Genomic DNA, 12,806 nt, shown 5'->3' with positions numbered 1-12,806 from the left:
CGGAGCGAGGGAATCAGCCAGCGCAGGGCAGTCAGGCGATCGCCGAGCGGAGCGAGGTGTCGCATGACCGAGCGGAGCGAGGGAATCAGTCAGCACGTCGCAGTCATGCGGCGCCGAGCGGAGCGAGGCGTGGCATGACCAATTTGGTGCCCCTGCCCGTGGTCATGCCGCTGCTGGGGGCGGCGCTGACCCTGGTGCTCGCCCGGCATCCCCGCAGCCAGCGGGCGGTCAGCGTGGTCGTGCTCACGGCGACCCTGGCGGTGGCCTGCGTGCTGCTGGTCGTCGCCCACCGCGACGGCCCGCTGGTGGTCAACGTCGGCGGCTGGCCGGCGCCGGTCGGCATCGTGCTCGTCGCCGACCAGTTGTCGGCGCTGATGCTGGTCGTCTCGGCGGCGGTCACGCTGTGCGTGCTGCTCTACTCGATCGGCGAGGGCCGGGCCGACGGGGACGAGGGCACACCGGTCGCCATCTACCACCCGACCTATCTGGTGCTGACCGCCGGCGTCACCAACGCGTTCCTCTCCGGCGACCTGTTCAATCTCTTCGTCGGGTTCGAGATCCTGCTCGCCGCGAGTTACGTGCTGCTGACCCTGGGCGGGACCGAGGTACGGATCCGGGCCGGTACGACGTACGTCGTGGTGAGCCTGCTCTCGTCGCTGATCTTCCTGTCGGCGATCGGGCTGATCTACTCGGCCACGGGCACCCTGAACATGGCCCAGCTCGTCGACCGGCTCGACGCGTTGCCGGACAACCTGCGGCTGGTGCTGCAACTGATGCTGCTGCTCGCCTTCGGCATCAAGGCGGCGGTGTTCCCGCTGTCGGCCTGGTTGCCGGACAGTTATCCGACGGCGCCGGCTCCGGTCACGGCCGTGTTCGCCGGCCTGCTCACCAAGGTCGGCGTGTACGCGATCATCCGTACCGAGACGCTGCTGTTCCCCGGCGGGCGCACCGCCGACCTGCTGATGATCGTGGCGTTGCTGACCATGGTGGTCGGCATCTTCGGCGCGGTCGCCCAGTCCGACATAAAACGTCTGTTGTCGTTCACCCTGGTCAGCCATATCGGCTACATGATCTTCGGGGTGGCGCTGATGTCGGTGGCCGGCCTGTCCGGGGCGATCTTCTACGTGGTCCACCACATCACCATCCAGACCACGTTGTTCCTCGCCACCGGTCTGGTCGAACGCCGTACCGGCAGCACCAACCTGGACAAGCTCGGCGGGCTGGCGAAGATGGCACCGTTACTCGGCGTGATCTTCTTCCTGCCGGCGCTGAACCTGGCCGGCATACCGCCCTTCTCCGGGTTCCTCGGCAAGCTCGGCCTGCTCCAGGCCGGCGTCGAGGCCGGCGGCCTGCTGCCCTGGCTGCTGGTGGCCGGTGGTACGGCGACCAGCCTGCTCACCCTGTACGCCACCATGAAGGTCTGGAACCTGGCGTTCTGGCGCAGCCCGAAGCAGGTGTCGGAGGGGGCGCAGACGTCGCTGCCGCCGCTGATGGTCGGCGCCACCCTCGGGCTGGTGATCTTCGGGCTGGCGCTGACCGTGGTCGCCGGGCCGCTGTTCGACGTCAGCTCCGACGCCGCCGAGGACCTGCGGGCCCGCACCCCGTACGTCGAGGCGGTCTTCCCGGAAGGAACCCGATGACGACGACATCACCCCCACCACGCGCCACCCCCCGGCGCTGGCGTGACCAGATGGTCGCGGTCGTCTGGCTGGTCGTGGTCTGGAACCTGCTGTGGGGCGACTTCACCGTCGGCAACGTGATCGGCGGTCTGGTCGTCGCGGTCGTCGTGCTCGTCTTCTTCCCGCTGCCCCGGGTGACGTTCGGCGGCCGAATCCGGCCGTTCGCCCTGCTCCGCTTCGTGCTGCGCTTCCTGGCCGACCTGATCACGGCGAGCATCGAGGTGGCCGGGGTGGCGCTGCGGCCCGGCTACCAACCGAGCAGCGCCATCATCGCGGTGCGGTTGCGGGTGCACTCCGACCTCAACCTGACGCTGACCGCCGAGGCGCTGTCGCTGGTGCCGGGCAGCCTGATCGTCGAGGCCGACCGGTCCACCGGCACCCTCTACGTGCACGTGCTCGACCTGGCGGGACCCGAGGCCGTGGAGCGGATGCGTCAGGAGATCCTCGAACTCGAGGCGCGGATCATCCGGGCGACCGGGTCCGACGCCGAGCTGCGTCTCCTGGAGTCCGGAGCCACCGGCCCGGGCGACAGCGCGCGGAAGACCGACATGGCCGGGGAGGCCACCGCCACCGGCAAGGCCGGCCCGGCCGAATCCACCCGGAAGACCGGCGAATCCACTGGGAAGACCGGCGAATCCACCGGGGAGACCGGGAAAGCCGATCAGGCCGGCAAGGCCGCCAACTCCGATGACGAAGGAGCATCCCGATGACCATCGCCGTCGTCGTGGCCGTCACCGCACTGCTGTCGACCGCCGCCGTACTGGCGATCGTCCGGATCGTGCGCGGCCCGACCCTGCTGGACCGGGTGGTGGCCACCGACGTCCTGCTCGCCGTGCTCGTGGGGGCGATCGGCGCGGAGGCGGCCTTCAACCGCCACGCGACCACCCTGCCGATCCTCGTCGTGCTGTCGATCCTCGGGTTCGTCGGCTCGGTCAGCGTGGTCCGCTTCGCCGCCCGGGACGACTCGTGAACACCGCCGCCGACACGCTGTCGGCCATCTTCCTGATCGCCGGCGCGCTGCTCAGCCTGGCCGCCGGTGTGGGCCTGGTGCGGTTCCCCAACGTGCTGGCCCGCATGCACGCGGCCACCAAGCCGCAGGTGCTCGGACTGCTGCTGATCCTGGCCGGCGTCGCGCTGCGGATCCGGTCCCGGTCCGACCTGACGATGCTGCTGCTGGTCGGCCTCTTCCAACTGGTGACGGCGCCGGTGGCCGCGCACATGGTGGGCCGGGCCGCGTACCGGTTGAAGCGTCCCGAACCGGACCTGGTCGTCGACGAACTCGCCGATCGGGCGCCGACCGGGGCCGTCGACAGCGGCGGCGGTGGCGGCAACCGGCGGCGGCGCCGCGGCTGACCCACGACGCCGGGTCGGGCCGGGCGGGACGGTCCCGGCCCGGCCCTCCGTTCCGTGACCCGGAGGGCCGGTCGAGGCTTATAAACTGACCGGATGACCGAACCGACTGCCCAGGAGGGCAGCTATAGCTGGCCGGGTAACGCCCGGCACAACCAGCACGCGGCGTCCGGCCCGGGGGCGCTGAGCCACCCGTGTTGATCCTCGTCGGCCTCGTGCTGATCATCGTTCTCACCGCGGCCACCGGATACTTCGTCGCCCAGGAGTTCGGCTACGTCGCCGTCGACCGGGGCAAGCTGCGACAGCTCGCGGCCGGCGGCGACGGCGCCGCCGAGCGGGCGCTGAAGGTCACCAGCCGGCTGTCGTTCATGCTCTCCGGTGCGCAGCTCGGCATCACGGTCACCGCACTGCTGGTCGGCTACGTCGCCGAACCCTTCCTCGGTGACGGCCTCGCCCAGTTGTTCGGCGGCGCCGGGGTGCCGCAGTCGGTCACCCTGCCGCTGGCCATCGCGCTCGCGCTGGTCATCGCCACCGTGATCCAGATGGTGCTCGGCGAACTGGCCCCGAAGAACCTCGCCATCGCCCGGCCGGAGACGCTGGCCCGGGCACTGAGCCGCTCCACCCTGATCTACATGGCGGTCGCCGGGCCGCTGATCCGGCTCTTCGACGCCTCCGCGACCCGGCTGCTGCGCCGGGTCGGCATCGAGCCGATCGAGGAACTGCCCACCGGCGCCACCCCGGAGGACCTGGAGCAGATCATCGCCGAGTCGCGTGAGGAGGGGCACCTCGACGCCGAGATGTCCGACCTGCTCGACCGGGGTCTCGACTTCCGTCAACTGACCGCCGGCGAGGCGATGGTGCCCCGCGTCGACGTGCACACCGTACGCGCCGACGAGCCGGTCCGCCGGATCGTCGAGATGGTCGACACCGGGCACTCCCGTTTCCCCGTACGCGGCACCGACGGCGTCGACGACGTCGTCGGTGTGGTCGGGATCGCCGACGTACTCACCATCGAACCGGGGAAGCGCGACACCACCCCGATCTCGGCGGTGCTCGTACCGCCGCTGCTGGTGCCCGACACCCTGCCGCTGCCGACCGTGCTGGACCGGCTGCGGGGCGGACACCGCCAGCTCGCCTGCGTGGTCGACGAGTACGGCGGCTTCGCCGGCGTGATCACCCTGGAGGACATCGCCGAGGAACTGGTCGGCCCGATCCGCGACGAGGACGACCCGCCCGAGCCGACCCCGATCCGGCAGCCGGACGGCTCCTGGGTGGTGCCGGCGCGCTGGCGGATCGACGAGGTGGCCGACGCCACCGGCATCCGGTTGCCCGAAGGCCCCGAATACGACACCGTCTCCGGCCTGGTCATGCGCGAACTCGGCCGGGTGCCGCAGGTCGGCGACCGGCTGGAGATCGAGCTGGTCGCCGAGGCCGACCAGCCCCGGGCGAGCGCCGCCGTAGAGGTGCTGGCCGTCGACCGGCACGTCGCCGACTCCGTACGCCTGGGGGTGGCACCGTGAGTGAGCGAACGGGCTGGCTCGGTGGTTGGCACGGTGTCGCCGAGCGGAGCGAGGTGACGCTGTGAGTGAGCGAACCGGCTGGCTCGGTGGTTGGCACGGTGTCGCCGAGCGGAGCGAGGTGACAGCGTGACTCCTGGAGTGGCGCTGCTGATTTCGGTGGTCCTGCTGGCGCTCAACGGGTTCTTCGTGGCCGCCGAGTTCGCGCTGGTGGCGAGCAAGCGTTACCGGCTGGAGCAGGCCGCCGCCACCGGCGGCCGGGCGGCCAAGGCCGCCCTCGACGGCGTACGCGAGCTGTCCCTGATGCTGGCCGGCGCGCAGTTCGGCATCACCGTCTGCACCCTGGGGCTCGGTGCGCTGGCCGAGCCGGCGATCGAGCGGCTGGTCGCACCGCTGCTGCACACGGTGGGCCTGCCCGACGCGGCCAGCCACGTGATCGCGTTGGTCTTCGCGCTGTCCCTGGTCACCTTCCTGCACCTGGTGGTCGGCGAGATGGCCCCGAAGTCGTGGGCGATCACCGACCCGGAGCGGTCGGCGCTGCTGCTGGGGCTGCCGTTCCGGGCCTTCGCCCGGGTGTCGCGGCCGATCCTGTCGGTGCTCAACGAGATGGCCAACGCGACCCTGCGGCTGGTCAAGGTCAACCCGCAGGACCAGCTCGCCCAGGTGCACGGGCCGGAGGAACTGCGGCTGCTGCTCGAGCAGTCGCGCGAGCACGGGCTGCTCGCCGCCGACCAGCACGAGATGCTGACCAGCATGCTGGAGCTGCAGGCCACCCGGGTCGCCGACGTGATGGAGCCGTTCGACCGGATCGTCAAGGTCGACAAGGCCGACAGCGCGGAGCGGATCGAGGAGATCTGCCGCGACAGCGGCCGGTCCCGGCTGATCGTGCTCGACGGGCCGGAGCGGGTGGTCGGCATCGTGCACGTACGCGAGGCGGTGCGGGCGGTGACGGCGGGCCGTAAGGCGACGGCCGGGGAGCTGATGGGGGAGACCTTCAGCCTCGGCGCCGGGGCGACGGTCACCGAGGCGGTCGCCGCGATGCGGGCCGACCGGGCGCAGTTGGCTCTGGTCACCAACGGGGCGGGCACCGGCCGGCCGGTCGGTTTCGTCGCGCTGGAGGACCTGCTGGAGGAGGTCATCGGCGAGTTCGACGACGAGACCGACCCGGTGCCGCGCGGCCGGCGGATGCGCTAGCACGGGCGGAGGTGGTCCGGACGAGGATCCTGAGCAGGTTCGGTGCCGGCGGCCCGGCCGTCGACACGGTGCTCGCCGAGCCGGTGGTCCGGCCCGGCGGCCGCCTGCGCGGCGAGGTCCGGGTGGTCGGCGGCGACATCGACGTCACCGTCGACCAGGTGGCGGTCGGCCTCGTCTGCCGGGTCGACGTGTCCGCGGCCGATCCCGACGACGGCGCCTCGGTGGAGTTCCACCGGGGCACCGTCGCCGACGCGTTCACGTTGCGCGCCGGCGTCCGTCACGCGTTGCCGTTCGAGGTCGAGGTGCCGTGGGAGACCCCGGTGACCGAGGTACGGGGCCGGCCGCTGCCCGGCATGGCGGTGGGCGTACACACCCGGCTGGTGGTCGTGCGGGCCGTAGACGAGACCGGGATGAACGCGATCCGGGTCGCGCCGGCCGCCGTGCACGAGCGGATCCTGGTGGCGTTCACCCGGCTCGGATTCTCCTACCGGGACGCGCGGATCCGCGACGGCCGGCTCGACGGGGTCGACCAGCGGCTGCCGTTCCACCAGGAGGTGGCGTTCCGGCCGCCGGAGTCGTACCCGGGTTGGTTGTCCGAGGTCGGTGTGGCGATCGTCGCGGACCCGACCGGCGCCGACGTGGTTCTCGGGCTGGCCGGGCGGCTCGGCGGCCGCGGTCGGGGCCGGGTCGGACGGTTCCGGGTCCGGCACACCGACGGGCCGGACTGGCCGGCGGTGCTCGACGGCTGGCTGCGGGAGATGCTCGCGGGCCCGGACGGCGACCCGGCCGGGCGGGCAGGGACGGCCGGCGGTTCGTCGGCGCCGGCCCACTCGCCGCCGGGTCGTTCTGGGGCGGGCCGTTCGGAGACGGGCCGTCGGGGGACGGGCCGGTCGGCGGCGGGCCGGTCGGGCGCGGCGAAGCGGGCCTGGTGGCGGCGCCGGGCCCGGCCGGTGGACGAGACCGCCGGCCCGGGCGGCTACGACCAGCCCGGCCACAGCGGCGGCGCCCCCGACGGCACGAGCTGACCGGCCCGGCCCCCGGCGGCCGCCGCCGGCCCCCGCCGGTCCCCGACCGCGTCGATCAAGGGGATGTCATTCGCAAAACGGACGCCGATCCCCACGATTACTCCATGATCGACGCTGCGCCCCGCGCCCCGGCGTCCCGCGCCGTGCGCGGGGCGCAGTGGCTAGACCGTGGTGGCGGTGGCGAGTTTGAGGCTGAAGCCGAGGAAGAGGGCGCCGATGCCGGTGGTGGCGCCGGCGGCGAGGCGCCGCCGTTCCCGGAACCGGGCGGCCAGGAACGTGCCGGTGAAGATCAGCACGCTCAGGTAGAGCACGCTGCCGAGCTGCGCGATCGCGCCGAGCAGCAGGAACGACAGCGCCGGATGGGCGTACGACGGGTCGACGAACTGGATGAAGAACGAGACGAAGAACAGGATCGCCTTCGGGTTCAGAACGCTGATCACCGCGGCGCGGCGGAAGGGGTGCCGGACCGCGGCCGGCTCGGCGGCGTGGATGAGCGGGGTGGTGTCCGGGTCGTTGCGGGTCCGGAAGCGCCGCCAGGCGGCCCGGAACATCGTCAGCCCGACATAGGCCAGGTACGCCGCGCCGGCGTACTTGATCACCAGGAAGATCGGCGGGTACGCCCGCAGCAGCGACGCGACCCCGGCGGCCGACAGCACCATGAGCACGGTGTCGCCGAGGAACACCCCGGCGGCGGCCTTGTAGCCGGCGGGTACGCCACGGCGGGCGGCGGTGGACAGGACGAAGAGCGAGTTGGGACCGGGCAGCAGGATGATCGCGATGGTGCCCAGGACGTAGGTCCCCAGGTCGATGGTGCCGAGCATGGCTGGATCCTCACCCCGGCGGGGGCGCGGGGCGAAGCGATTCCCGCAGCCTGACCTGTGCGTTTGGCCACTCGTCGTCGATCATGGCGAACTGGACGGTGTCCCGCCACGTTCCGTCGGGCCGGCGCCGGTGGTTGCGCAGCACCCCTTCGCGGCGGGCGCCGAGCCGGCCGATGGCCGCCTGCGAGCGCTCGTTGCGCAGGTCGGTGTGCCAGACCACCCGCCGGGCCCCGAGTACGTCGAAGGCCCGTTCGAGCAGCAGCAGCTTGGCCTCGGTGTTGACGCCGGTACGCCAGTGTTCGCGGCCGAGCCAGGTGTGACCGATGGCGACGGACCGGTTGACCTCGTCGACCTCGTAGTACGACGTGGTGCCGGCGATCTCGCCGGTCCGCGCGCAGCGCTGCACCCACGGCACCCGGTCGCCGCGCTCGTGGGCGCGCAGCGCGTCGGTGACGATCGCGGCCATGCCGGCCCGGTCGGTCGGCTGCCGTTTGCTCAGGTGACGCCACACCTCGGGGTCGGCGCCGGCGGCGAGCAGCCCGTCGACGTGCGAGTGGTCGAGCGGTTCGAGTACGACGTGCGCGCCGCGCAGCACGGCCGGGGTCAGCCACTGCGACCGGGGCGTCCGCAGGTAGCCGGGGAGCGGTGCGGTGACCCGGGCGTCGGGCTCGGGCACGCCGGGCACGTGGCGCAGCGGCACCACGCCGGCCCAGTGCGGCAGGTCGAGGTCTTCGGGGTCGTCGGCGACGCCACCGAGGCGGGCCTTGACCGACACCTCGCTCAGTGGCAGGGCGATCACGGCCGTCTCGGCGAGTTCCCGGCGGGTCGGCGGGCGGCTGTCGGCGGCCCGGCCGGCGCCCAGCTTGTCGACCAGCGCGGTCATCGCGGCCCGCTTCTCGGTCTCGTCGGTGACCAGGTGGGCGGTGCCGTGCGCGACGACGGAGCGGTAGTTGGCGCTGTGGTGGAACTGGGAGCGGGCGTAGACGAGGCCGTCGAGGAGGGTGACGGTGACGCAGACGGGCAGTCCGGCGGGGCCCCGGGCGGCGAGCAGTGGCCGGCTGCCGGTGGAGCCGTGCAGGTAGAGCGTGTCGTCGACGCGTACGTGCAGGGTGGGCAGCGCCCGTGGTTCGCCGTCGACGGTGAAGGCGAAGGTGCAGTGGTGGGCCTCGTCGAGGATCGCGTGCGCGGTGGCGCGCTCGTACGCGATCCGGTCCCGGATGCGGCTGGCGGTGGTTCTCGGGGTCTGCGGGTAGTCGCCCATCGCCGACTCCTTCGTCCTGTTGGGAGCATTGTTCTAGTACAATGTTCAAACTGTGACAGCACAATATCAGCCGACCGGCACGACGGCCGCCGGGATTTCGGCCAGCATCGAGGCCGGCGTCCGCGGCGGCGACCTGCCCCCGGGCGCCCCGCTACCCGCCGTCCGCGCCCTCGCCGCCGACCTCGGGGTCAGCCCGGCCACCGTCGCCAGCGCCTACCGCACCCTGCGCCAGCGCGGCGTCGTCGAGACCGCCGGCCGGGGCGGCACCCGCATCCGGCCCCGGCCACCGGTCGCCACCACCCGCTCGGCGCTGCGTCCCGCCGTACCGGCCGGGGTCCTCGACCTGTCCGCCGGCGACCCCGACCGACGGCTGCTGCCCCCGCTGCCGGCCGTGCCACCGGCCGACCCGGTCGGCTACGCGGCCGGCGGCGTACTGCCGGAACTCGCCGACCTGGCCCGTGCCCGGCTCGCCGCCGACGGCGTCGACGCCACCGCGCTCACCCTGACCAACGGCGCCCTCGACGGCATCGACCGGCTGCTCACCGGCCACCTGCGCCCCGGCGACCGGGTCGGCGTCGAGGACCCCGGCTGGGGCAACCTGCTCGACCTGGTCGCCGCTCTCGGCCTCGAACCCGTCCCGGTCCCGGTCGACGGCGACGGCCCGACCGTCGCCGGGCTGCGCCGGGCACTGGCCAACGGGATACGCGCCCTGGTCGTCACCACCCGCGCCCACAACCCGACCGGGGCCGCCGTCACCGCGGCCCGGGCCGCCGCCCTGCGCGACGTCCTCGCCGGCCACCCCGACCTGCTGCTCATCGAGGACGACCACGCCGGCGAACTCGCGTCGGTACCCCTGGCACCGCTCGCCGGGGCGACCCGGACCTGGGCGTTCCTGCGGTCGGTGAGCAAGCCGTACGGCCCCGACCTGCGGCTGGCCGTGCTCGCCGGCGACGAGGCGACCGTCGCCCGGGTCGCCGGCCGGATGCGGATCGGCGCCGGCTGGGTGTCGACGCTGCTGCAACGTACGGTCGTGCGGCTGTGGCGTGACCCGGCGACCGGCCGCCGGATCACGGCCGCCCGGGAGAGCTACGACCGGCGCCGTACCGCCCTCGTCACCGCGCTGGCCGCCCGTGGCGTGCCGGCCACCGGCCACACCGGCATCAACGTCTGGGTCCCGGTGCCCGACGAGACCCGGGCGGTGACCACGCTGCGCGACAGTGGGTACGCCGTCGCCCCCGGCTCGCTCTACCGCCTCGCCAGCGCCCCCGGAATCCGGATCACCGTCACCCCGCTCGACGACGCCGACGTCCCCGGGCTCGCCGCCGCGGTCGCCGCGGCGGTCGACTCGCCGACCCCACCGACCTTCAGCGCGTGATGTCGGTGGCACCGGGTACAAACTCCGTCATGCCCCGCACCGAAACCGCCTCTGGCGCGCAACCGTACGTCCCGCCCGCCTCCGCCAGCCTCGACGACGTACGCGCCGCCGCCCCGAACTGCCGCGGCTGCGAACTCTACGAGGGCGCCACCCAGGTCGTCTTCGGCCGCGGCGACGCGCACGCCCGGGTGGTGTTCGTCGGCGAGCAGCCCGGCGACGTCGAGGACCAGCGCGGCCTGCCGTTCGTCGGGCCGGCCGGGCACCTGCTGCGCCGGGCGGTCGACGCGGCCGGCATCGACCCGGCGCACCTCTATATCACCAATGCCGTCAAGCACTTCCGCTTCCAGATGCGCGGCAAGCGGCGGATCCACCAGACCCCCGACCAGACGCACATCGTGGCCTGCCGGCCCTGGCTGGTCGCCGAGTTCGCCCGGCTCCGGCCGGAGATCGTCGTGGTGCTCGGCGCGACGGCGGCCAAGGCGCTGCTGGGGCCGTCGTTCCGGGTCACCCGCTCACGCGGCGAACTGCTGCCCTGGCCGGCGTCGGCGCCGAACCCCGGGGACTTCCCGGTCGAGCCGGCCCGGCTGGTGGCCACCATCCACCCGTCGGCGGTGCTGCGCGCCGACAACCAGGAGATCGCCTTCGACGGCCTGGTCGCCGACCTGAAGGTGGTGGCCCGGGCCCTCGCCGCCTGAACCCGCCGCCGGCTGCCGCGCGCTGTGTCGCGGCGGCCCGGGCGCTCCCTGATCGTCTGCGGCGCAGACCGTCGACACGCCGTGCCGGCAACGCCTGAACCGCAGAAGATCACCACGCTGCCGGGCGACGCGGTCACCCCGGCGACCGTAGGCTGGCCCGATGTCCATGATCGGCGACCCGGCGGTGGACGTTCCCCGGGTCCAGCGCCGCACGCTCCGGCTGCTGTTCGGCACCCAGATCATCGGCGGCATCGGCACCACCATCGGCATCTCGGTCGGCGCGCTGCTCGCCGCCCGGCTGGCCGGCACCAGCGTCTCCGGGCTGGCCGCCAGCGCCAGCGTGGTCGGCGGGGCACTGCTCGCCGTACCGGTCACCCGGATCATGACCGGCCACGGGCGGCGGCCGGGCCTGGTGACGGCGTACGCCGCCGGTGCCGCCGGTGCCCTGCTCGTGGTGGCGGCGGCGGTCACCAACTGGGTGCCCCTGCTGTTCCTGGGCATGCTGCTCTTCGGCGGCGGGTCGGCGGCCAACCTCCAGGCCCGCTACACCGCCGTCGACCTCGCCGAGCCGGCCCGCCGGGGGCGGCAACTGTCGGTGATCGTCTGGGCGACCACGATCGGCGCGGTCACCGCGCCCAACTTCGCCGCGCTCGCCGACCGCGCCGTCAGCGGGTTCGGGCTGCCGCCGCTGTCGGGGCCGTTCGTCTTCAGCGCGGTCGCCTTCGCCCTCGCCGCCGGCGTACTGCTGGTCCTCCTGCGGCCGGACCCGCTGCTCACCGCCCGCCGGATCGCGACCGCCACGATCCCGCCCACCGTCGGACCCGAGCCGGCCGGCGCCACCGCGGCCGTGGGCTCCGCGCCGGCCGGATCCCCGCCGGCCGCCGGTGCGTCATCCGCGCCGGCCGGCACCGGCGGCATGCGTGCGGCGTGGCGGGTGGTCGCGGCGCGCCCGGCGGCCCGGCTCGGGGTCACCGCGGTCGCGGTCGGCCACCTGGTCATGGTCGGTGTGATGGCGATGACCCCGGTGCACCTCGGCGAGTCGCACGGCGACGCCGACGTGCTACGGGTGGTCGGGATCGTGCTCAGCGCCCACATCGCCGGCATGTACGCGCTCGCGCCGGTGGTCGGCTGGCTGACCGACCGGCTCGGCCGCCGGCCGGTCATCCTCGGCGGCGTCGGCCTGCTGCTCGCCGCGTGCGCGGTGGCCGGCACGGCCGGGCACGACACCGTACGGCTGGTGGCCGGCCTGGTCCTGCTCGGTCTCGGCTGGTCGGCGACGATGGTCGCCGGCTCGACGCTGCTGTCGGAGTCGGTGCCGGTCGAGGCGCGGCCCGCCACCCAGGGGTTGTCCGACCTGTTGATGGGACTGGCGGGCGCGTCGGCCGGCGCGCTGAGCGGGTTTATCGTGGAGGCCGCCGGATACCCGGTGCTCAATCTGCTCGCCGCGATCGCCACCGTCCCGTTGACGGCGCTGGCGCTACGCGTCCGGGGTGCTGCGGTGAAGGGGAGCTGACCGTGCGGCTGACCGAGTTCTGGGCCCGGCTGGAGGAGACGTTCGGGCCGGCCTACGCCCGCAGCATCGCCGCCGACCAGGTGCTGACACAGCTCGGCGGCCGGACCATCGACCAGGCGCTCGCCGAGGGCGTGGAGACGCTGCGGGTGTGGCGGGCGGTGTGCGCCACGTATCCCGATCGGGTGCCCGCGCGACTACGCTGAGCTGCTCGTACGCCTGTTCTGGCGTGTCGCGGTTGCGTCGTACACCTGTTCGGCTATTGTCCACAGCGCGGTGCTTGTCCACAGGCCACGGCCTGGCGGCTGTTTTCTGTCGGACCCAGCGCTTAGCGTGTCCGCGTGACTAAGGGTGGAAAGATGCCGGCGAAGGCAGGGGT

The 12,806-nt window shown here is 73.5% G+C and carries 13 protein-coding genes; 11 read left to right on the top strand and 2 right to left on the bottom strand.

Annotated features, from left to right (window positions below; all coding sequences use genetic code 11):
• The first annotated feature begins 134 nt into the window (after positions 1–134).
• The 7 genes from AB0M79_RS05000 to AB0M79_RS04970 all read left to right on the top strand — a co-directional run bounded on the left by AB0M79_RS05000 (position 135) and on the right by AB0M79_RS04970 (position 6,765).
• On the top strand, positions 135–1,640 hold the full coding sequence (locus tag AB0M79_RS05000; RefSeq protein ID WP_357535938.1) for a Na+/H+ antiporter subunit D: 1,506 nt from the start codon (positions 135–137) through the stop codon (positions 1,638–1,640).
• Complete coding sequence (locus AB0M79_RS04995; RefSeq protein ID WP_364207897.1) at positions 1,637–2,389, top strand: Na+/H+ antiporter subunit E; 753 nt, start codon at positions 1,637–1,639, stop codon at positions 2,387–2,389. Before AB0M79_RS05000 ends, AB0M79_RS04995 begins: the two co-directional genes overlap by 4 nt.
• Positions 2,386–2,649 carry a monovalent cation/H+ antiporter complex subunit F gene (locus tag AB0M79_RS04990; protein ID WP_357535942.1) on the top strand — a complete coding sequence of 88 codons (264 nt, stop codon included), beginning with the start codon at positions 2,386–2,388 and terminating at the stop codon, positions 2,647–2,649. The genes AB0M79_RS04995 and AB0M79_RS04990 overlap by 4 nt, the downstream gene beginning before the upstream one ends.
• Positions 2,646–3,032 (top strand): monovalent cation/H(+) antiporter subunit G, encoded by a 387-nt coding sequence (gene mnhG, locus AB0M79_RS04985; protein ID WP_357535944.1) that lies wholly within the window; start codon positions 2,646–2,648, stop codon positions 3,030–3,032. Before AB0M79_RS04990 ends, mnhG begins: the two co-directional genes overlap by 4 nt.
• 191 nt (positions 3,033–3,223) lie before the next feature.
• Positions 3,224–4,549 (top strand): hemolysin family protein, encoded by a 1,326-nt coding sequence (locus AB0M79_RS04980; RefSeq protein ID WP_364207895.1) that lies wholly within the window; start codon positions 3,224–3,226, stop codon positions 4,547–4,549.
• Positions 4,550–4,675: 126 nt separating this feature from the next.
• Complete coding sequence (locus tag AB0M79_RS04975; protein WP_364207893.1) at positions 4,676–5,740, top strand: hemolysin family protein; 1,065 nt, start codon at positions 4,676–4,678, stop codon at positions 5,738–5,740.
• 11 nt (positions 5,741–5,751) lie between these two features.
• The gene (locus AB0M79_RS04970; protein WP_364207891.1) at positions 5,752–6,765 is read left to right on the top strand and encodes a sporulation protein; all 1,014 of its coding nucleotides are present in this window, start codon (positions 5,752–5,754) and stop codon (positions 6,763–6,765) included.
• A 161-nt stretch (positions 6,766–6,926) separates the two neighbouring features.
• Here the strand turns inward: AB0M79_RS04970 and leuE are convergent, their stop codons facing one another.
• Both leuE and AB0M79_RS04960 read right to left on the bottom strand, forming a co-directional pair.
• Entirely contained in the window at positions 6,927–7,586 is a 660-nt protein-coding gene (gene leuE, locus AB0M79_RS04965) for a leucine efflux protein LeuE (protein WP_357535951.1), read from the bottom strand.
• Positions 7,587–7,596: 10 nt separating this feature from the next.
• Positions 7,597–8,847: a bifunctional pyridoxamine 5'-phosphate oxidase family protein/GNAT family N-acetyltransferase gene (locus AB0M79_RS04960; protein WP_364207889.1), complete on the bottom strand. Its 1,251-nt coding sequence runs from the start codon at positions 8,845–8,847 to the stop codon at positions 7,597–7,599.
• Between the two features lie 52 nt (positions 8,848–8,899).
• Between AB0M79_RS04960 and AB0M79_RS04955 the strand changes: the two genes are divergently transcribed.
• The 4 genes from AB0M79_RS04955 (at position 8,900) to AB0M79_RS04940 (ending at position 12,633) form a co-directional block, all read left to right on the top strand.
• Positions 8,900–10,222: an aminotransferase class I/II-fold pyridoxal phosphate-dependent enzyme gene (locus tag AB0M79_RS04955; protein ID WP_364207887.1), complete on the top strand. Its 1,323-nt coding sequence runs from the start codon at positions 8,900–8,902 to the stop codon at positions 10,220–10,222.
• Positions 10,223–10,251: 29 nt separating this feature from the next.
• The gene (locus AB0M79_RS04950; protein ID WP_364207885.1) at positions 10,252–10,917 is read left to right on the top strand and encodes a UdgX family uracil-DNA binding protein; all 666 of its coding nucleotides are present in this window, start codon (positions 10,252–10,254) and stop codon (positions 10,915–10,917) included.
• Between the two features lie 160 nt (positions 10,918–11,077).
• Positions 11,078–12,430 (top strand): MFS transporter, encoded by a 1,353-nt coding sequence (locus tag AB0M79_RS04945; RefSeq protein ID WP_364207883.1) that lies wholly within the window; start codon positions 11,078–11,080, stop codon positions 12,428–12,430.
• 2 nt (positions 12,431–12,432) lie between these two features.
• Positions 12,433–12,633, top strand: a complete 201-nt coding sequence (locus AB0M79_RS04940) for a DUF3046 domain-containing protein (RefSeq protein WP_364207882.1) — start codon at positions 12,433–12,435, stop codon at positions 12,631–12,633.
• Positions 12,634–12,806: the final 173 nt, after the last annotated feature.

This window comes from Polymorphospora sp. NPDC051019 (assembly GCF_040683055.1).
Taxonomy (GTDB): Bacteria; Actinomycetota; Actinomycetes; order Mycobacteriales; family Micromonosporaceae; genus Polymorphospora; species Polymorphospora lycopeni.
This window is presented reverse-complemented; position numbering and strand designations above follow the sequence as displayed.